17 protein-coding genes are annotated in these 19,764 nt (G+C 72.4%); 6 read left to right on the top strand and 11 right to left on the bottom strand.

Annotated elements, in window-relative coordinates; genetic code table 11:
- Positions 1 to 3 precede the first annotated feature (3 nt).
- The 4 genes from IG08_RS0124495 to IG08_RS0124480 all read right to left on the bottom strand — a co-directional run bounded on the left by IG08_RS0124495 (position 4) and on the right by IG08_RS0124480 (position 5,525).
- Entirely contained in the window at positions 4 to 1,041 is a 1,038-nt protein-coding gene (locus IG08_RS0124495) for a rod shape-determining protein (protein WP_030606155.1), read from the bottom strand.
- Between the two features lie 245 nt (positions 1,042 to 1,286).
- On the bottom strand, positions 1,287 to 2,615 hold the full coding sequence (locus tag IG08_RS0124490) for a carboxyl transferase domain-containing protein (protein WP_030606153.1): 1,329 nt from the start codon (positions 2,613 to 2,615) through the stop codon (positions 1,287 to 1,289).
- Positions 2,608 to 4,053 (bottom strand): acyl-CoA synthetase, encoded by a 1,446-nt coding sequence (locus IG08_RS0124485; protein ID WP_030606151.1) that lies wholly within the window; start codon positions 4,051 to 4,053, stop codon positions 2,608 to 2,610. The genes IG08_RS0124490 and IG08_RS0124485 overlap by 8 nt, the downstream gene beginning before the upstream one ends.
- A 68-nt stretch (positions 4,054 to 4,121) precedes the next feature.
- Positions 4,122 to 5,525: an SLC13 family permease gene (locus IG08_RS0124480; protein WP_030606149.1), complete on the bottom strand. Its 1,404-nt coding sequence runs from the start codon at positions 5,523 to 5,525 to the stop codon at positions 4,122 to 4,124.
- A gap of 369 nt (positions 5,526 to 5,894) precedes the next feature.
- On the opposite strand from IG08_RS0124480, the gene IG08_RS0124475 reads away from it, so the two are divergent.
- From IG08_RS0124475 to IG08_RS0124465, 3 genes are all read left to right on the top strand, one after another.
- On the top strand, positions 5,895 to 6,611 hold the full coding sequence (locus IG08_RS0124475; RefSeq protein ID WP_030606148.1) for a FadR/GntR family transcriptional regulator: 717 nt from the start codon (positions 5,895 to 5,897) through the stop codon (positions 6,609 to 6,611).
- Between the two features lie 147 nt (positions 6,612 to 6,758).
- Complete coding sequence (locus IG08_RS0124470) at positions 6,759 to 9,068, top strand: glycosyltransferase (protein ID WP_052424863.1); 2,310 nt, start codon at positions 6,759 to 6,761, stop codon at positions 9,066 to 9,068.
- Positions 9,065 to 10,270 carry an acyltransferase family protein gene (locus IG08_RS0124465; protein ID WP_234342968.1) on the top strand — a complete coding sequence of 402 codons (1,206 nt, stop codon included), beginning with the start codon at positions 9,065 to 9,067 and terminating at the stop codon, positions 10,268 to 10,270. The genes IG08_RS0124470 and IG08_RS0124465 overlap by 4 nt, the downstream gene beginning before the upstream one ends.
- Before the next feature lie 44 nt (positions 10,271 to 10,314).
- Here the strand turns inward: IG08_RS0124465 and pyrE are convergent, their stop codons facing one another.
- The 3 genes from pyrE to IG08_RS0124450 are packed head-to-tail and all read right to left on the bottom strand — an operon-like array spanning position 10,315 to position 12,538.
- Positions 10,315 to 10,848, bottom strand: a complete 534-nt coding sequence (gene pyrE, locus IG08_RS0124460) for an orotate phosphoribosyltransferase (protein WP_030606143.1) — start codon at positions 10,846 to 10,848, stop codon at positions 10,315 to 10,317.
- Positions 10,845 to 11,462: an O-methyltransferase gene (locus IG08_RS0124455; RefSeq protein WP_030606141.1), complete on the bottom strand. Its 618-nt coding sequence runs from the start codon at positions 11,460 to 11,462 to the stop codon at positions 10,845 to 10,847. Before IG08_RS0124455 ends, pyrE begins: the two co-directional genes overlap by 4 nt.
- A gap of 20 nt (positions 11,463 to 11,482) precedes the next feature.
- Entirely contained in the window at positions 11,483 to 12,538 is a 1,056-nt protein-coding gene (locus IG08_RS0124450; protein WP_030606139.1) for a MerR family transcriptional regulator, read from the bottom strand.
- A 139-nt stretch (positions 12,539 to 12,677) separates the two neighbouring features.
- Between IG08_RS0124450 and IG08_RS0124445 the strand changes: the two genes are divergently transcribed.
- Both IG08_RS0124445 and IG08_RS0124440 read left to right on the top strand, forming a co-directional pair.
- Positions 12,678 to 13,562 carry an ATP-grasp domain-containing protein gene (locus IG08_RS0124445; RefSeq protein WP_030606137.1) on the top strand — a complete coding sequence of 295 codons (885 nt, stop codon included), beginning with the start codon at positions 12,678 to 12,680 and terminating at the stop codon, positions 13,560 to 13,562.
- Between the two features lie 101 nt (positions 13,563 to 13,663).
- Positions 13,664 to 15,955 (top strand): ATP-binding protein, encoded by a 2,292-nt coding sequence (locus IG08_RS0124440; RefSeq protein WP_030606135.1) that lies wholly within the window; start codon positions 13,664 to 13,666, stop codon positions 15,953 to 15,955.
- 15 nt (positions 15,956 to 15,970) lie between these two features.
- Here IG08_RS0124440 and IG08_RS0124435 read toward each other — a convergent pair whose 3' ends face one another.
- Positions 15,971 to 16,366, bottom strand: coding sequence for an ATP-binding protein (locus IG08_RS0124435; RefSeq protein WP_078655723.1), 396 nt, complete (start codon positions 16,364 to 16,366; stop codon positions 15,971 to 15,973).
- Positions 16,363 to 17,295 carry an MEDS domain-containing protein gene (locus IG08_RS0124430; protein ID WP_106981017.1) on the bottom strand — a complete coding sequence of 311 codons (933 nt, stop codon included), beginning with the start codon at positions 17,293 to 17,295 and terminating at the stop codon, positions 16,363 to 16,365. The genes IG08_RS0124435 and IG08_RS0124430 overlap by 4 nt, the downstream gene beginning before the upstream one ends.
- Before the next feature lie 304 nt (positions 17,296 to 17,599).
- Here IG08_RS0124430 and IG08_RS0124425 point away from each other — a divergent pair, with 304 nt between their 5' ends.
- On the top strand, positions 17,600 to 18,064 hold the full coding sequence (locus tag IG08_RS0124425) for an ATP-binding protein (RefSeq protein WP_052424861.1): 465 nt from the start codon (positions 17,600 to 17,602) through the stop codon (positions 18,062 to 18,064).
- A gap of 191 nt (positions 18,065 to 18,255) precedes the next feature.
- On the opposite strand, the gene IG08_RS0124420 is transcribed toward IG08_RS0124425, so the two are convergent.
- Both IG08_RS0124420 and IG08_RS63075 read right to left on the bottom strand, forming a co-directional pair.
- A complete protein-coding gene (locus IG08_RS0124420) occupies positions 18,256 to 18,873 on the bottom strand; it encodes a hypothetical protein (RefSeq protein WP_106981016.1) in 618 nt (205 codons plus the stop codon).
- A gap of 51 nt (positions 18,874 to 18,924) precedes the next feature.
- Complete coding sequence (locus IG08_RS63075; RefSeq protein WP_420823291.1) at positions 18,925 to 19,758, bottom strand: AAC(3) family N-acetyltransferase; 834 nt, start codon at positions 19,756 to 19,758, stop codon at positions 18,925 to 18,927.
- Positions 19,759 to 19,764 lie beyond the last annotated feature (6 nt).

Genomic DNA, 19,764 nt, shown 5'->3' with positions numbered 1-19,764 from the left:
GGCTCAGGTGGCCAGCGGGTCGAGCACCAGCGGCTCGATCTTGCCCTCCAGCATGTAGCCCAGTCCCTGTACGGCGCACACGTCGGGCCGCTCGGAGATGTGCACCGGCATGCCGGTCGCGTGCCGCAGCATCTGGTCGAGGCCGGGGAGCAGCGCGCTGCCGCCGACCATCATGATCCCGCGGTCGGCGAGGTCGGCCACCAGGTCGGGCGGGCAGTTGCGCAGCACCCTGCCGATGCCGTCGAGCACGGCGGTCAGCGGGGTCTCGATCGCGTCCCGTACGGCGGCGGTGTCGACCTGCACGGAACGGGCGAGGCCGGTGGCGACGTCCCGTCCGTGGATCTCGGTGGAGGCGGGCCCCTGCTGCGTGAGCCCGTTCCCGGACAGGGCGAGCTGCAGCGGTCGTACGGACTGACTCGGCAGCATCAGCTCGTGCTCGTGCCGCAGGTGCTGCACGATCGCGTGGTCCACGGCCTCGCCGCCCACCGGAATCCGCTCCGCGGTGACGATCGACCCGAGGGACAGCACGGCGACCTGGGTCGCTGCGGCCCCGCACACCATGATCATGGTGGCCTCGGGCCGCTCGACGGGCAGTCCGCAGCCGACGGCGGCGGCGATGAGCGTGTCGACGAGTTCGACGCGCCTGGCGCCGAGCCCGACGAGGGTCTCGATCGCGGCGCGCTGGGCCAGCGGATCGGCGTCGTGCGGTGTGCAGGCCGCGGCCCGCAGCCGGGGCTTGCGGCGCAGCGTCCGCCGGATCTTGTCACCGAGCAGGTGCCGCAGCATGCGCTGCGCCATCTCGATGTCGACGACGGTCCCGCCGGAGACGGGCCGCATCACACGGATGTAGTCGGGGGTCCTCCCCGTCATCTTCTCCGCGAACTCGCCGACCGCGATCAGCGCGCCGGTCCGTGTGTTCACGGCGGCGACGGACGGCTGGTCGACGACCAGACCGGCCCCCTTCACATAGACGCGGGTCCGGGCCGCCCCCAGGTCGACGGCGAAATGGCAGCGACGCAACTGCTCCAGACTGGCGGTCATGGCAGGTCCTCCCGAGAGCGCAGACCGTGGCGGCCGCCGGTGGGCCGGCGGGCCTCGTTCCATGGCCCGCCGGGCGGCGGGCCACAGTGGCATCGTGCGGGGGGGCGGGGGTGGGGCGCCTTTTGTGGGGGGCCGGGTGGGGTGCGGCTGAATGGGGGTTTTGTGAATTACATCCATATATAAGAGGAGCGTAAAGAGTCTGACGTGGGGTCAGCGGTGGCCCTCGTCGCTCGGTTTCTCCGACGTCAGACGCCATCCCCTGTTCGGATCACACCCAGTTCCGCCAAGTCCTGGGGGCGGATGCGGAGCTGGTCGGCCGTCGCCTCGATCTCCTCCGGCGGCCGCTTCAGGATCGCGGCCGCGAGCTCGGGTGCGATGACGGAGAAGTAGCTGTCCGGGGTGGCCCAGGTGTCGCCGGGGGCGGCGAGGGCCAGGGCGCCGCCCGAGCCGCCCTCGCCGATCAGGAGGGTGGTGATCGGGGTGCGGGCCGAGGCCACCGCGCCGAACAGGTCGGCGATCGCGGCGCCCGCCCCTTGCCGCTCCGCCTCCGCGTCGTTGGCGGCGCCGGGAGTGTCCACCAGGGTCAGCACCGGGATGCCCAGCCGGTCCGCTAGGCGGATCAGACGGGCGGCGGTGCGGTAGCCGGCGGGGCGGGTCGCCGTCCCGGCCTGCGCGGCGTACGCGACCGTACGGCCCTCGTGTTCGCCGAAGCCGCACAGCATGCCCTCGTCGGTGCCGCCGCAACGGTCGCCCGAGACCGGGACCCGATAGGTGAAGTAGGCGTCCAAGTAGGCGTCGGCGCGCGGGCGTTGGGGGGAGCGGGCCCGTCGGACCGCGTCCCAGCCCGTTGCGGGGAGGTCCGTCGCGCCGAGGGGCGCGGGTACGGGGGCTGCCTCGTTGGATGGTGCCGTCAGCAGCCGTAGCCACCGGCCCAGGGTCCGCCGTAGGTCCTGAGGCGGTACGACCGCGTCCGCTGCCCCCGCCGCCACCTGCGCCTCGGCGCTGTACGCCGCCGGGTCCGCGTCCGGCGGCCGGACGCGGGAGCCCGCGAAGCCGACCTGGGCGCCAGGCAGGGCGAGGATCACGTCGGCGCCCGCGCCGAGGGTGGCCCAGCCGCCTCCGGTGGTCGGGTCGCGCAGTACCGCGATCTGCGGCAGCCCCGCCTCGCGGGTGAGTGCGGACTGCCTTGCCACGCGCTGGAGTTGGGTCAGCGCGAGCATGCCCTCCTGCATTCGGCTGCCGCCGGTGGCGACCAGTGGGACGACCGGCAGCCGGTGCTCGCGGGCGTATGTGTACGCCGCCTCCAGCCGGTCACCCGTGCGCTCGCCGAGCGAACCGCCCAGGAAGCCGAACTCGAAGGAGATCAGCACGGCTCGCGTGCCCTCGACGTGTGCGGTGCCGCAGACCACGGACTCCTCCTCGCCGGTGCGTTCGGCGGCGCGGGCACGGGAGGCGTCGTAGCCCCGCCAGGCGAGCGGACCGTCGGGCTTGGACTGCCGCTCGGGGTACGGGAGTTCCCCGAAGTCGTCGGCGACGAGGGCGATCACCTCGCGTGCGGTCGCGCGTTCAGTCACGGCCCAGCGCCCGCTTCATGATCTTCCCCATGTCGTTGCGGGGGAGGGCGGTGAGGTGGTGGACGACGCGGGGGCGCTTGTGCGGGGCGAGGCGGCGGGCCACGTGGTCCGCCAACTCATCAGTGGAGGGCGGCGATTGGGGATCTTCCGGCACGATCCACGCCACGATCCTCTCGCCCAGGTCGGCGTCCGGCTCCCCGGTGATCGCCGCCTCCCGCACCCCCGGGTGTTCGAGCAACGCGTTTTCGATCTCACCCGCCCCGATCTTGTAACCCCCGCTCTTGATCAGGTCGGTGGCCTTGCGGCCGACGATGCGGACGTAGCCGTCGGGATCGCGCACGGCCATGTCCCCGGTGCGGAACCAGCCGTCCGTGGTGAAGGCGTCGGCCGTCGCGTCGGGCCGGTTGAGGTACTCGGTGAACAGGTTCGGCCCGCGCACCTGGATCTCGCCGACCGTCTCGCCGTCGTACGACGTGATCGGCGATCCGTCCTCCTCCACGAGCCGCAGCTCCACGCCCGGCAGCGGCACGCCGACCGTCCCGGCCCGCGGCTCCCCGTCCGCACGCACGCTCGTGTTCATCAGCGTCTCCGTCATGCCGTACCGCTCGATCACCCGCCGCCCGGTCGCGGCCGTGATCCGCTCGTGGTCGTGCACGGGCAGGGCCGCCGAACCGGAGACGAGCAGCCGGGCACGGGCCAGCGCCTTCGCCAACTCCGGGTCGTCGGGGAGGGTTTGGGCGATGCGGTGGTACATCGTCGGAACGCCGAACAGCATGGTCGCGCCGTCGTTCAGCTCGCGCGTCACGCCCTCCGTACTGAACCGGCCCAGGTGTCGCACCGATCCGCCGCGCCGCAGCGGGCCCAGGATGCCCAGCACCAGGCCGTGGACATGGAACAGCGGCAGGCCGTGCACGAGCACGTCCGCACCGGTCCACTGCCAGGCGTCGGCGAGCGCGTCCAGGGTGGCGGTGATCGCCCGGCGGGGGATGACGGCGCCCTTGGGCGGGCCGGTGGTGCCGGAGGTGTAGACGACGAGGGCGGGGTCGGCGTCGGTGGTGTGCACGCCGGGGCCTTGTCCGGTGGCGTGCACGTCGACGTCGATGCGCTCCAAGTGCCTCAGGGGCGAAGGGAGTTCGTCACCCGGTGCCGTCAGCACCACCGTCGGCGCGCTGTCGGACAGGATGTGCCCGAGCTCCTTCTCCCCGGACTTCGGGTTCAACGGTACGGCGGCGACGCCGGCCTCCACCGCCCCCAGTACCGCTACGGCCGTCTCCAGCGCCGGTGTCGCCCAGACGGCCACTCTCCCCGCCCCGCCGATCCGTGCCGCGAGGGCACCGGAGGCGGCGCCGAGCTCGCCGTACGTCAGGGAGCGGTCACCGAACCGCAGGGCGGTACGCCCCGTCGGGCCGCCGGTCAGGGCCGGGAAGAGAGAGGACACGCGTCGTGCTCCTTAACTGTCGAGCTGCCGAACTGTCGGCATCTGTCGCTGTCTGCCGCCTGCTGTGACTACCCCCAGCCCGGCACGACCATCACCAGCCACACCACCGCGGGTACCACCGCCACCACGATCCCTCCATAGATCATCAGCTGCCGGAAGAAACGCTCGCGGTCCACGTCCGGTGCCGCGGCCAGCACCAGCGCCCCGTTCGTCGAGAACGGGCTCACGTCCACGACCGTCGCCGACACCGCGAGCGCTGCCACCATGCCGACGGCCCCGATCTCGCCCTGCGCGAGGAACGGCACGGCGAGCGGGATCAGCGCCCCCATGATCCCGACGGACGAGGCGAACGCCGACACGATCGCGCCGATGTAGCAGAGCAGGACCGCGGCCAGCAGCGGGACGCCGATGCCGCTGACGCCCTCGCCTGCCCATTTGATCGTGCCCATCTCCTCCAGCACGCCGATGTAGGTGAGCATCCCGCAGATCAGCAGGACCGTGGACCAGGCGATCTGGCCGACCGCCCTGCGGCTGTCCTCCGGCCACGCGGTGCTCAGTACGACCGCGAGGGTGATCGACGTGAGGCCCGCGTCGAGGTCGAAGGCGAGCACGGCGACGACGAGTGCGACCAGGGCGGTGAGGGTGGCGATACGGGCGGGGGTGAGGCGGGTGGTGTCGGGGGCGTCGGGGCGGGTGGCGACGGCGGTTGCGGTGCCGGTGCCGGTGCCGGTTCCGGCGGGCGTGGCGCCCGTACCGCTCGTGCTGTCGGGCTCGGTGCCGGTGCCGCCCTCCGGAGCGTCACCCTTCTCCGTCTTCCCGGTGGCGCCTCCGCTCCCGAGCGCGTCCTCCGCCGTCACGGCCCCCTGCTTCCACAGCTTGAGCCCGCCGAAGAGCACGAACATGACGGCCGCGATGACGATGTTGACGACGAGTGAGGCGAGGAAGAGGAACACCTCGTTGCCCGGGAGCTTCTCGCGCTCGACGATGCCGTTGACGATCGTGCCGTAGATGCTGATCGGCGAGAAGCCGCCGCCCTGCGCCCCGTGCACCACCATCGCGCCCATCAGCAGCGGGCTGATCCCGTAGCGGGCGGCGAAGCTCAGCGCGATCGGCGCGACGATGGCGACCGCGGCCGGACTGACCGCGCCGATCGCCGTGAGAGAGCCGGTGAGGGCGAACATCACCCACGGGATCAGCGCCACCCGCCCGCGCACCAGCCGGATCGCGGCGTGCACCAGCCAGTCGGTGGTGCCGTTGGCCCGCGCGATCGCGAAGAGGTACGTGACGCCGACCAGGACGACGAACAGATCGCCGGGGAAGCCGGCGAAGATGCCGTCCGCGTCCAGGTCGGCGACGAGTTCGCCGACCCCGAAGGCGGCGGCGAAGGCGAGCGCGCCCATGTTCACTGAGCGGGTCGTGGCGATGACGAACACCACGACGAGGACGAGGATCGAGATGAGTTCGGGGGACATACGGGCTCCCGTCGTTGGGTCCCGGAACGGTTGGGTGAGCGGGTGAGCGGGGCAATTGGGGCATTGGTGCAGTGGGTCAGTGGCGCGGTGGGTCAGTGGTGCGGTCGGTCAGTGGTGCGGTCGGTCAGTGGTGCGGTGGCGGAGAGGCTGAGCCACTTGCCAATTGGCTGAGCCACTAGGCCACATGGGGATGGCTGGTTAGCGTGGTTGCGCCCGCGCGAGCCGTCAAGAGGTCCCGCAAAATTGGCTCAGCCACTCGACCAATTGACCACTCAGCCACCCGCCCGTTCAGCCACTCGTCCACTCATCCACAGCCCACCCGACCGCAGCCCAGCGCGGTGTTAACCTCCCGACGAGAGGGGGGACCCGATGACCGACGCCCTGCGCCCCATGACCAAGCAGCGCCTCTACGAGCAGGTGCTCGACCGGCTGCGTCAGTACGTCGCCGACGGCGGCCTCCGCGCCGGCGACCGGCTCCCGCCCGAGCGCGACCTGGCCCAACGGCTCGGTGTCAGCCGCGCCTCCGTGAAGCAGGCGATCGTGGTCCTGGAGGTCCAGGGCCTGGTGGAGGCGCGGCACGGCGGCGGCACCTACCTCGTCCGGGACAGCCTCGACGTGGAGCCCGTGGAGCAGCTGGTCGAACGCCGACGGCGCCTGCCCGACGTACTCGACGCCCGCGAGGCCCTCGAGACCAAACTCGCCGAACTCGCCGCCGAGCGCCGCACGGACGAGGACCTGAAAGCCATGAGGCTGGCCCTCGCCCGCATGGCCGGCGAGATCGAGGAGGGCGGCCACGGCATCGAGGGCGACCGCCTCTTCCACGCGGCGGTCACCGCGGCCGCGCACAGCAGCCTTCTCGCCGAGTTCATGCGCTCCATCGCCGACCAGATCGCCGAGAGCCGCACCGAGTCCCTCCGCCAGCCGCACCGCCCCGAACGCTCCCTTGCCCAGCACCACGCGATCCTCGACGCGATCGCCGTCGGGCGACCCGGGCAGGCGGCCGCCGCGATGCGCCGGCACGTCCGTACGGTCGCGAAGGTGCGGTTGCTGGACTGGGAGCCGGAAGCGGAGTCCGAGGAGCAGTAGACCGCTCACCTTCTTGTCGTGAGCATGTAATTGCAATGTGGGTGTTACACCGCCGATGGGGCACTGTCACAGCGCCCTGTGAGGCTCAATGCGCGTAGAGACAACCAGGTCCTCCCCCCACATCCGAACAGGATTGGACCCACATACATGCACACCGAACTGAGGCGCGCACCCGCGCCCCGGAACGCTCTGCCCTGCCATGTTCTGGCCGTCGGCACCCCCGGCCCCAGACGCGAGAAGCTCACCCGCACCCTCGAATCCACCGGCTACGCCGTCACCCACGCCGTCCCCGGCGAAGTCGGCCGCAGCGTCCAACAGGCCCCGCCCGACGCGATCGTGGCCCTCGACGGACTCGGCGGCGTCGACCAGGCCGTGGCGGTCGTGCGGGAGATACGCACCGGCCCCCGGGGTCAGGTGCTTCCGCTCCTCATGGTCACCGCCGACGGCGAACCCGCAGGCGTCGCACGGCTGTTGAGGAGCGGCGCCGACGACTGCCTGCCCGAGGCCGCCGACCCGGTCGAGCTGTCGGCCCGGATCGCCGCCAAGCTGCACCGGGTGCCGGTCCCCGTCGACCGGCTGGCGCTCGATCCGCGCACCGGCCTGCACTCCGCGCCCCATTTCCGCGACGAACTCGACCGCGAACTTCGCCGCCCCGGAAGCCCCGCACGCCGCGACGGCGTCCTCGCGGTGGTCGCCGTGGCCGAGGCGGACACGCTGGAGGAGCGGTTCGGGGCGCGGGTGCGCCGCGAGGTCGCCGATCGGCTCGCCGCGGTCGCCGAGCGGCTCGGCGACGGCAACGACCGGCTCGGCTGGGACGACGAGGGACGCCTCCTCGTCCTCATGCCGGGCGTCGACGAGGAGACGGCCCGTCGCGCGCTCCAGGAGTTCGCCACCACCGTGGCCGGCACGCGGTTCGTCGTCGCCGACGAGAACGTACGGCTGACCCCGGCCGTCGGCTGGCTGCCCCTCGCGGACGCCGACGAGCGGGCCATCGAGCAGGCCGCCGACGCCGTGGCCGAGGCTCTGCGCCACCGTGACCTGCGGCCCGTCCGCTACAAGCCGTGGATGCGGGCCGCCGCGCCGCGCCGCCGCACCCGGAAGGCCGTACGACCGCTCCTGCTCGCCCTCTCGCCGCTGCTCGCGCTGATCGTCGGCGTGGGCGTGCCGTTCGCGCTGTACGAGCAGGCGTACGCGGTGCTCGGCTGGGACGTCGCCTCGACGGTCTACTGGGTCGTGGTGGCCGGGCTGGTCCTGTCCGCCTCGCTGATCCTCCTCGAGTGCCTCTTCTCACTCGACGCGCCGACCCGGCCTGCGGCACCCGCGACGCCGTATCCGCCCGCGAGCGCGGTCATCGCCGCGTATCTGCCGAACGAGGCGGCGACGATCGTCGAGACGGTGGAGTCCTTCCTGCGGCTGGACTATCCGAGCGAGCTGGAGATCGTCCTCGCGTACAACACCCCTCACCCGCTGCCCGTCGAGGACGCCCTGCGTCAAATCGCCCTCCGCGACCGGAGGTTGGTGCTGCTCCCGGTGGCCGGGAGCACCTCGAAGGCGCAGAACATCAACGCCGCCGTCACGCGGGTGCGCGGTGAGTTCGTCGGTATCTTCGACGCCGACCACCATCCGGCGCCGGACGCGTTCCGCCGTGCCTGGGACTGGCTGTCGAACGGGTACGACGTGGTCCAGGGCCACTGCGTGATCCGCAACGGCGACAGCTCCTGGGTGGCGCGGCAGGTGGCCGCCGAGTTCGAGGCGATCTACGCCGTCAGCCACCCCGGCCGCACCCGGCTCTACGGCTTCGGCATCTTCGGTGGCTCCAACGGCTTCTGGCGCACCGACCTGCTGGCCCGTATCCGGATGCACGGTTCGATGCTGACGGAGGACATCGATTCGACGCTACGCGCGTTGACCGAGGGTGCCAGGATCGCGACCGACCGGACACTGATCTCAAGGGAGTTGGCGCCCACCCGGCTGAAGCCCCTGTGGGACCAGCGCTCGCGCTGGGCGCAGGGCTGGCTGCAGGTGTCCCTTCGCCACCTGTGGCAGGCACTGCGCAACCCGGACTTCACGCCACGTCAGAAGGCCGGCCTCGTCGTCCTGTTGGGCTGGCGCGAGGTGCAGCCGTGGCTGTCGCTCCAGATCCTCCCGATCCTGCTCCACTCGGTCCTGCGCGCGGGCGGCGCGGATCGCATCCACTGGGCCACCCCGGCCTGCCTGCTCGCCTTCGGCTTCACCCTCTCGGCCGGCTTCGTGCAGACGGCGTTCGCAGGCCGCCTGGCCCTGCCCGAACTGCGGCGCAGGCGCGGCTGGTTCTGGCGGCACGCCCTCGTCTCGACGGTCTTCTACACCCACTTCAAGAACATCGTGGCCCGGCAGTCGCACCTCAAGGAGCTGCTGGGGGACCGCCGTTGGCGAGTGACACCGCGTGCGGCGGCGAAGGCGGTGGGGCAGCGGTGACGCAGTCGCAGAAGTCCCGCACCGTCGAACTCCAGGGCTACCGGGGCCTCGCCGCCCTCAGCACGGTCGTCTTCCACATCTGGCAGCAGTACTACGTCTACGACGCGACAGGCGCCCATCCGCCGCTGGACAACCCCTACTTGGGCGCACTGATCTCCCTGGAGGTCATCGACCTCTTCTTCGTCATGTCGGCGTACCTGCTCACGCTCTCCTACGCCCGCGCCGCGATCGACGGCGAGGACCGGACCCGCCCGGGCCGGGACTTCCTCTTCCGGCGGGCGACGAGAATCCTCCCCCTCTACGCCATCGCGGTCCTCCTGGTCTGGTCGCTGCGCAACCCGACTCTCCCCGGCGACTGGCGCGACCTGCTGGAACACCTCACGTTCACGCACGTCCTCGACCAGAAGCGCATCTTCTACACCCTGGGCCCGACCTGGTCGCTCTCCCTGGAGATCGCGTTCTACGTCACCCTGGTCGCCGTCGGCCCGTTGGCGATCCGCGTCTGCCGCCGCCTGCGCACCCGGCGCGCCCGGGTCGCCCTGTGCGCGTCGGGGTGCGGCGCGCTCTACCTGCTGCCGGTCGCCTGGATCGCGGTCGCCCACCACGTCCTCGGTATCCCGCACACCGACTGGCCCGTGTACTTCGGCCCCCAGGCCCGCTTCGGCGGCTTCGCGGCGGGGATGGGGCTCGCGGTGCTGCTGGTGGCACTGGGGGAGCGGGGCCGGATCGGTGCGCGCCGGGCGACGGCACTGGCGCTGCTGTCGGCGACCGGCCTGTACGCGCTGTCGTACTTCTCCGCACCGGAGAACACGTGGCACACGTACTACCACCCGCTGGCCGCCCTCCTCTGGTTCGCCCTGCTCTACGCCACGCTCCACGTCCGCACGGCCGCCCGCCCCCGCTGGCACGGCCTCCTGCGTGCGGACTGGCTCACCGGCGTCGGCCTGATCAGCTTCAGCCTCTACATCTGGCACGAGCCCCTCATGCTGGCCCTGTACGACGCCGGAGCGATCCCGCACTCCCGGGCGGGCTTCCCGATGGCCGTCCTGATCGTCCTCGCGTCCGGGGCGTTGGTCGCGACGGTGAGTTATTGGGCGGTGGAGTACCCGGGCAGCCTGCTGGCCGGGCTGCGGGACAAGAAGGGGCGGTCACGGGAGTTCTACCCGGAACCGAAGCCGGAGCCGGAGCCGGCCGTACGGTGACACCTTCTTGAGGAACCAGCCCGCCCGCGCCGAGTACGGAACACCTACTCGGCGCGGGCGGCGCCGCGCAGGTCCGCAGCGGTCAGCAGGGATACGAGCTCGATGGCCTCGGCCGCGAGAGTCTCGGTACCGCCCTGCTCGCGGTCGATGACGCACAGAGCCGCACCGATGTCCGCTCCGAGGGCGCGCAACTCGGCCGTCGACAGCACGATCTGACCCCCGCTGGTCACCACGTCCTCGACCACCAGCACCCGGCGTCCGGCCACCTCCGCGCCTTCGGCCAGCCGGCAGGTGCCGTACGGCTTGGCCTCCTTGCGGACGAACGCACAGGGCAGGCCCGTGTGCCGGCCCAGTGCCGTCACGACGGGGATGCCGCCCATCTCCAGACCGGCCAGCACCTCGGTGCCGGCCGGCACCAGCGGGACCATCGCGCGAGCGATCTCGTCGAGGAGAACCGGATCCCCCTCGAAGCGGTACTTGTCGAAGTACTCGGAGGCGGTACGCCCCGAACGCAGGGTGAATGTCCCGGTCAGATGGGAGACGGCATGGATGCGGCGAGCAAGATCGGAGCGAGTCACAGGGCCCCAGTCTCCCAGATCCGCGTCCCCACCAGCGTGGCCAGGTCGTCGGCCAGGGGGATCTCGATCGTGTTCAGTGCGGGATGTTCCAGCCAGTACAGCCGGGGGCGGTCCACGGCACCCTCGTGCAGGGGCGGCCACTCCGTCGCCGGGGTGAAGTCGTCGATCACCACCGTGCCGCCTGGGGTGAGGAGGCGGGCCGGGTCGGCAGGGGCGTCGGTCGGGGTCTTGCCCGTGCCGCCGCCGTCGAGGACCAGGAGGTCGTAGGGGCCGTGCTCGGTGATGCGGGACCAGTCGCCGGTGAGGATCTCTACCTCCGGGCGGTCGGCGAACACCTCGGCGGCGATGCGGGCGCGCTCCGGGTCCCGCTCGATACTGATCAGCCGTACGCCCTCACCGGCCCCCGACGCCAGCCACGCCAGGCCGACTCCGCACCCTGTGCCCGTCTCCCCTATGGAATGCCGCGCACCGCCCGCCAACGCGTGCAGCAGGCGGCCCTGTTCGGGGCGGCAGGAGTAGGGGAAGCCGTGGGCGCGGGCGGCGGACAGGGCTCGTTCGACGAGCGGGGGGAGGTGAACTTCCTTGTCGTACGCGTCCGTTCCGGAGATCGACATGGTGGTGATTGTGTCGAGCTTCAGGTCGCCGTCTCCACCACATCCGCCACCGCGCAGCTCACGTTGTCCGGACCGCCCGCGTCGTTCGCCGCGGCGATCAGGGTGCGGACGGCCTCGTCCGGGTCCGGGCCCGAGGCGAGGAGCCGGCGGATGCGGGCCTCGGGGACGACGGAGGTCAGGCCGTCGGAGCAGAGGAGGTAGCGGTCGCCGGGCCGGGTCTCGTGGAGGCGGAGGTCCGGGGCGGTCGTGCCGAGCGCCTTGAGAAGGAGGGAGCGTTGGGGGTGGGAGTCGGCCTCCTCCGGTGTCAGGCGGCCCTCGTCGATCAGTGACTGGACGAGCGTGTGGTCGTCGGTGATCCGGAACAGGCCGCCGTCGCGCAGCAGATACGCGCGGGAGTCGCCGATGTGCACCAGCGCCAGCCGAGAGCCCGTCCACAGCAGGGCGGTCAGGGTCGTGCCCGCGTCCTGAGCAGGGTCCCCCGCCGCGTCCTGGACCGCCTCCGTCGCGCCCCGTACCGCCTCGTCCAGGAGGTTGAGGACGTTCCCGGCCGGGAGCTCTTCGGTGTCCAGGAACCGCAGTGCCTCCACGGCGGCGCTGCTCGCGGGCGCGCCCCGCGGGCCGAAGCCGTCGGCGACCGCGAGCAGCCGGCTGCCCGCGTAGGCCGTGTCCTGGTTCCGGGGGCGGACCCGGCCGGGGTCCGAGTGGGCGGAGTGGCGCAGTTCCAGCATGGTGGGGTCCTTTCGCGGTCCTGCCGTCATGTGGTCGATCAGGAACTCGGCGAGATCGCGCCGCTGGGCCGTCTCCGCCTCGACCCGCGTCCAGTAGGCGCGGATCTCCTCGGCGGCGGCCGAAGGTCCGAGGGCGCACACCTCGCGGATACGGGCCAGCGGCATGCCCAGGCGCCGCAGCCACGCCACCAGCCGGGCCTGTTCCAGCTGGCCGGCCGCGTAGTACCGGTATCCGGTGTTCGGGTCGACCCGCGCGGGACGCAGCAGGTCCAGCTCGTCGTACAGCCGCAGGGCCTTCGGCGACAGCCGGCACGCCTTCGAGAAGGCGCCGATGGTCAGCCACTCCATGTGCACTCCCGTCCGTCCCCCCGTGGCCCCCACCGATGCTGGGGCTTCCCCGAGGGGGAGAGTCAAATGGGTTGGAACGGTTGCGGCCGTCGCGGTTAGCCTGCGGAAATACCAGCCGCCCCCAGAAGGGACCCCCACCGTGCCCCGAGTCGCCCTCGTCACCTACGACCCCCGGCCGGAGCCCAGCAAGGATGCCGACCTGCCCATGCTGCTGGCGGCGCTGCGCGCGGCGGGAGCCGAGGCGGAGGCCGAGTACTGGGACGACGCCGGTGTCGACTGGGGCGCCTACGACCTCGCCGTCATCCGGTCCACCTGGGACTACAGCTGGCGGGTGGCCGAGTTCGTGGCGTGGGCGGAGAAGTGCGCCCAGGTCACCCGGCTCGCGAACCCGGCCGGCACCGTGCGCTGGAACACCGACAAGCGGTACATCGGGGACCTGGCGGCGGCCGGGGTACCGGTCGTGCCCACCCGGTACCTCGCGCCCGGCGACCCGGCCGACCTCCCCGGCGACCACGAATACGTCGTCAAGCCCACCTCCGGGGCCGGCGCCCGCTACGCCGCCCGCTACACGCCCGAGCAGCACGAGACGGCCGTACGGCATCTGGAACGGATGCACGCGGAAGGGCTCACCGCGATGGTGCAGCCGTATGTGAAGGGCATCGACGCCAACGGGGAGCGGGCGCTGCAGTTCTACGGGGGGCGCCTGCTCCACGCCAGCCGCAAGCGGGCCGTCCTGACGCCCGGCACGGCCTACGACGCCGCCAAGGTCGCCCACCCCGGCCTGGAGCCCTGGACCCCGACCCCGGCCGAACTCGCCGTCGCCGAGGCCGCCTTGGCCGCCGTACCGGATGCTCCCGAGCTGCTGTACGCGCGCGTGGACCTCGTGGACGGGGAGGACGGGGAGCCGCGGGTGATGGAGCTGGAGCTGGTGGAGCCGAACCTGTTCCTGTTCCTGCATCCGGACTCGCTGCCGCGGGTGGTGGAGGCGGTGCTGAGGGCGGCCGCAAGTCCCGGTCACCCGTAGAGGCGGCAATTGCGGGAACCGGGCGTCCGGCCAGGTCCCGGTGCCTACCCTGCGGGATACAACAGCAGGTGCGGGAAACACAGCAGAGGGCGTGACCGGTCGTGGGCGGATCAGAGTCGCGGCGCACTTACGGCTTCCCGACGGAGCTGACGAGCTTCGTGGGGCGGCGGGACGAGACGACGGACGTCAGGAGGTTGTTGTCGGTCGGCAGGTTGCTGACGTTGACGGGACCGGGCGGGGTCGGCAAGACCCGGCTCGCCGGGCATGTGGCGCAGCAGGTCGTGCGGGCCTTCCCCGACGGGGTGTGGCTGGTTCCGCTGGCGACGCTGCAGGACGAGACGTTCGTGCCGCATGCCGTGATCGACACCCTAGGGGTGCGCAACGAGACCGTACGGCCGCCGCTGGACGTGCTCGTCGACTATCTGCGGGAGCGGCAGACGCTGATCGTCCTCGACAACTGCGAGCATCTGCTGCGCAGTTGTGCCGTCCTCGCGGGGACGGTCCTGACGGCCACGGAGGGCGTCCGGATCCTCGCCACCAGCCGGCACCGGCTCGGGCTCGTCGGCGAACGGCTCTTCGAGGTGCCGCCGCTGCCCGCGCCCGCGCCGGAGGAGATCACCACCGACGTGTCGGCCACCGAACGCTTCCCCGCACTACGGCTGTTCGCGGACCGGGCGGCCGCGGTGGTCCCGGGCTTCACGGTCGGCGCGGGCAACCAGCACGCGGTCGCCAAACTGTGCCGGCGGCTCGACGGGCTGCCGCTCGCCATCGAACTCGCGGCGGTACGGGTGCGCGCGCTCGGCGTGGACCAGCTCGTCGCCCGCCTCGACGACCGCTACCAGCTGCTCACCGGCGGCAGCCCGGTCTCCGCGCCCCGGCACCGCACCCTGCGCTCCGCCGTCGACTGGAGCCACGAACTGTGCACGCCGCAGGAGCAGTTGGTGTGGGCCTGGCTGTCGGTGTTCGTCGGCAGCTTCGACCTGGCCGCCGCGGAGGCCGTCTGCAACGGGGAGCGCGTCGACGCCACGGACGTCCTGGACGCCGTGGTCGGCCTGGTCGACAAGTCGGTCCTGGTCCGGGAGGAGTACGGCGCCCAGGTCCACTACCGGCTGCTGGTCTCGCTGCGCGACTACGGGCGGGAGAAACTGGAGGACCTCGGCGAGGTGACCGCCACCCGGCGCCGGCACCGGGACCACTTCGCGCGCCTGGCCGCCGAGTTCGAGCGGAACTGGTTCGGGCCCGACCAGGAGGAGATCACCGAACGGCTCCGGAACGACCGGGACGACTTCCGTGCCGCGCTGGACTTCTGCCTCACCACACCCGGCGAGGCCCAGCACGGGCTGCGGATGGCCTCCTCCCTGTGGTTCCACTGGGTCGCGGGCGGCACCTGGGGCGAGGGACGGCACTGGATGGACGGGGCGCTGCGGGCGGGGGCACAGCCGGACGTGGCGCTGACCCGGGCCATGTGGGGAGGCGCGCTGATGTCGCTGGTCCACACCCGTTCGGCCGCCGTCCTGGCCGGCGCCGACCCGGGCCGTACGGCGGCCGCGGACGAGGAGCTGCCGGTGCCGACGCCGCCGCCCGTACCGTCCGGTGTCTTCGGCACGGGGCGGCCCCGCTCCACGATGGCCGGCTTCATCGTCCTCACCCGGGTGGAGCTCGCCTGCACGCTCGTCTCCCGGGGACGGGCCCAGGAGGCGATCCCGCTGTGCACCGAGGCCGTGGCGCTCTGCGCGGAGCACGGCGAACAGTGGGCGCGGGCCTGGGCGTTGCGCACGCTGGCGCTGGCGCACTGGTCGGCGGGACAGTACGACAGCGCCGCCGAGCACGCGTGTGCGTGCCTGCGACTGCCGTACACCGGCCGGCAGCACCAGAGCCTCGCCCGCAGTCTCGATCTGCTCGCCGCCGCGGAGGCTTTGGCGGGCCGGGCCGAGCGGGCCGCCGTGCTCCGGGGGGCGGTGCACCGGATCTGGCGGGACATCGGAGGCAACCCGTTGGAGTGGGGGGAGCCGGGTCGGCTGCGCACTCCTGAGCGGCACGCCCGGCGCGTGCTGGGCGACCACGCCTACGAGCTGGCGCACCGGCGCGGGGCCGAACTCACCCGCGACGAGGCGGTCGCCTACGCGCTGGGGGAGCTGCGAGGGGAGTCCGCCGTGTCCAGGGCCCCGGTCGCGGCGGCGGACGAAGCCCTGCTGACGCCACGGGAGTTGCAGGTGGCGGCCCTCATCGCGGAGGGCCGCACCAACAAGCAGATCGCCGACACCCTGGTCATCGCCCGGCGCACCGCCGAGGGCCATGTCGAACGGATCCTCGTGAAGCTCGGGTTCGGCAACCGCAGCCAGGTCGCGGCGTGGTTCAGCACGCGGCGACCCGGGGACGGTGGGGAGGCGTAGGGGGGAGGGGGCGGCTCAGTTCGCGGCGACCGGCACCCGTACCGCCAGCGCGGCCGTCGTGCCCCGGCGCCCCGGCCCGCTGTGGAGTTCGAGCCGGCCGGTCAGGGCCTCCGCGAGCCGCAGACCCTGGCCGTCGCCCTCGGGCGTCGCCTGTTCCGGCAGCCCGGGCCCCTCGTCCGCGACCTCGCACCTCAACTCGCCGTCCACCAGCCGTAGTTCGATCGTCCCGCGGCCTCCGCCGTGGACCACCGCGTTCACGGCGATCTCCAGCGTGGCCTGGACGAAGGCGCCGCCCGCGGAGCCGGCCAGGCCCGCCCCGATCGCGGACTCCGCGACCAGGCTGCGCACCAGGGGAAGGTCGGCTCCGCCGAACTCCATCCGCATCAGCCGGTCTTCGCTCGCCTCGGTCACAGGGACATCTCCTCTTCCTCCACGACGAGCACCAGTTGCGGCACCTCGTCGGCGCCCAGCTGCCGCAGCACCAGCCCGAGCAGCTCCGCGCACCGCACGGTGACCTCGCTGCCGGCCGGCAGCGACCTCGCGAGGTTGATCAACTGCCAGGCGCAGTGCGCCTCCATGAAGCAGCAGTCCCGCAGATCGAGGACGAAGCGGCTGGGCCCGGGGGTGTCGCGGTGCTGCTCCAACGCCAGCCGGAGACTCTCCACGAACTCCGTCCGGGTGCCGAGCTCCGCGGCACCGGCGATCCGCCTGCCGTCCGCGGTGTCGGTGACGTCCAGGGAGTCGAGCTGTTCCATGACCCGCAGGGGGTGGACCTTGCGCATCTTGTTGACCAGCCTGTCGTCGAACTGCTCCTGGTCGTACCAGCAGATCGCGGTGAACAGCGGGTCCGCGAACAGCGGCGCCACCGAGGACTCGTAGTCCAGCAGCCGCTCGTGGTCGATGCCGACGCGGGGCGCCCAGCTCATGTCGGCGGTCAGGCGCAGGCCCGACCAGCCCTCGCTGTAGGCGTTGTTGACCTCGGCCGTGTACAGCTCGATCGTGCGGTCCTCCCGGAAGCGGCCGTCCGGGACGTACATCTCCGTGGTGCGTTTGAGGGAGAGCTGGCCGTTGCTGCGGGCCTCGGCGACCCGGCCGGTGCCGGCGTCCAGGAGGGCGATGACGTCGTCGTCGTTCATGTCGTCGGGGTTCATGACCAGCAGGACCTTCTCCTTGCGGGCCAGGCTGGTGCGGGTGTACGCGGTGAAGACCTTCCACGGCGATCCCCCGGCGGGCAGCGCCATACAGGCGTGATCGCCCTTCTCCAGCCGCTCGACGGGCACGCTCCGCTCGGGGAAGTCCAACCGTCCGGCAGGCTCTGTCCGCTCGCTCATCTCGGTCATCGGGGCCGCCTCCATGGGATGGCTCGGATAGCTCGGTCGGGCCCTACGGGTACGTCTCTGCGGACGGTAGGTCCATGGGGAGCGCCATCTACCGGATGACCGGCATTTTCCGTCCCCCGGGTGACCTTCGGACGGGAAAAGAGCCACGGTCGATCGATCGCGCCCGTACCGTGGCGATCTGTGATCGAGCAGGTATCCGGGGACGCGGAACAGGTAGCGGACGGGTAGTTCTCACCGCGCGCCGTGGGTACCCCGTGCCGCACCTTGGAGGAATCCGCGAGGACCACTGAGGACCGCAACCGCCATGCTCCTGCCGCCACCGGCCCCACCCCGTACCGCCCGCCTCAGCACCGTGCTGTATTCCGACCGGGAGTCCCTGCGCCAGGCCCGTTCGATCACCATCGACCGGCTGACCGCATGGGGTGCCGAGGACCGGGCCGACACCGCCGTCCTCCTGGTGAACGAACTGGTCACCAACGCCCTCGTGCACGCCCCCGGCGCCGTACGGCTGAGACTGTTCCTGCACAGCGGCCTGCTGCGCTGCGAGGTCGCGGACCGCCACCGCACCCGGCACCCGCACCTGTGCCCGGTGTCCATGGGCCGGGAGTCGGGCCGCGGCCTGCGCCTGGTCGAGGCGATGGCACTGCGCTGGGGCAGCACGCCGACGCCGAACGGGAAGGACGTGTGGTTCGAGCTGGGCCTGGACGGCGTCCCCGACCTCGACGGCCTTGACGTCACGGAGGCGTTCGCGGAGTACTGCCCCTGGTGAACCGAACGCGGTACACACAGCCCCTTTCCCTCCCCGCACGCCGCGTCCCGGAGGCGCGCCCAGCCTCCGGGACGTGGCTCAGGGGCTCCTGAGCAGGTCCGCTCCGGGTTCGGCAGCGCGCCCCAAGGGGCGCGGGGAACGGCGCGACCTTCCACGACGGCGCCGCAGCAAAACGACGACCCATCGCGGCACTACTGGCGGAGCGCCTCGCGGCGAGCGACGCGCTGCAACAGTCCCCACGTGAACTCGGCGACGGCCTCCCGCCGTACCCCGTCCGCGTCCGGTGCGGTGAAGGCGAGTCCCCAGCGGGTCGGGGCCGTGCCCTCCAACGGGCGGGCGGGGGCGAAGGCGCGGGCCGCCTCGTCGACGGTGCAGGACCAGGGGGTGAGGTCGTCGAGGGTCTGAAGCGAAGGGGCCGTGGCACCGGGGGCGCGGACCAGCCACTCGTTCCACACGGCGCCGTTCGGGGCGAGGAGCACCTCGAAGCGCAGGTCGGGCCAGAGGGGGAGCGGCCAGAGCCAGGCCTCGCACTCCAGGTCGCCGACCTTGCGGGTGATGACGGACTCGGGTGTGCCGAGGACGGAGCGGTACCGGGAGGCGGCGCCGCGGGCGCGCGGGGAGCGGACCATCGCCTGCCAGCGCTTGTTGGCCTCGCGCATGTCCGCGAGCGAGACGCCCAGTGCGCGGCGGGCCTCGTCCACCAGATCCGGGTTGTGGTCGGCCATGCGGCGCAGCAGCACCAGCTGGAAGTCGCGGGCGGTGAAGGGACCGGGGTTGACCGGGGGCTTTCCGGAGGGCATGGGAACCATCGTCCCCCACCCCACTGACACCGGGCCGTTGACCTGTCGGCGGCGCCGCCTTCACTCCACGGCGGGCCTCTGCGCCAGCCACCCCACCGCGTACGCCACAGCCTGGCCCAGGTCGAACAGCCGGCAGTCGGCGCGGCCGATCCGTCCGGAGCGCACCGCCCCGGTGGTCTCGTACCCGGCCCCCAGCTCCGGGAACGGGGAGGAGTCCAGGAGCGCATCGGCGTACTCGTACCAGCGACGGCCCTCCGGCGGCGGCGCGGCGATCGCGCAGGAGTATGTGTGCCGGGGGTGGCCCGGGATGCGGTACTCCGCCAGGTGGAAGGCGGTGCACACGCCGAAGCCGACGCCGAGCAGCAGCACCCGGGCGCCCAGCTTCTCCAGCCTGGCCAGCGGCGACTCCTCGCCCAGGTGGCAGTCGAGGGCGTGGTCGGAGGTGACGTACTCGGCCTGTGCGCCGAGCGCCGCGAACGAGCTCTGCGGATGGGCGCTGCGCAGGGCGCCGGGACGGGTGCGCACCGCCTCGGAGAGAACGCCGACGCCGAAGCTCGGGGTGGTGTGCGGGTCGAACGCGGGCACCCGGGCCCGCTCCTCCTCCCAGCGCTCCTCCGGCACCGAGTACCCCCGGGTGAGACCCCATCGGGACGGGTGGGAGTTGTCGGGTGTCTGGGTGTACGCCACGAGGGTCCCGCCGGGCCCGAGCACGTCAAGGAGCGCGTCCACCACGGTGCCGGCGCCGCCCGAGACGGGCCCGACGGTGTGCAGGGCGGAGTGCACGAGGACGGTGTCCCCGGCCTCGAGCCCCAGCCGGCGCAGATCGGCGGCCAGGTCCGCTCGGCCGCGCAGCGCCCCGGTCACCACGGGCCTGCGGCGTACGGCGTCGCGCACCCCGCG

Origin of the sequence: Streptomyces fulvoviolaceus (genome assembly GCF_000718165.1) — a bacterium.
Classification (GTDB): Bacteria; Actinomycetota; Actinomycetes; order Streptomycetales; family Streptomycetaceae; genus Streptomyces; species Streptomyces fulvoviolaceus.
This window is presented reverse-complemented; position numbering and strand designations above follow the sequence as displayed.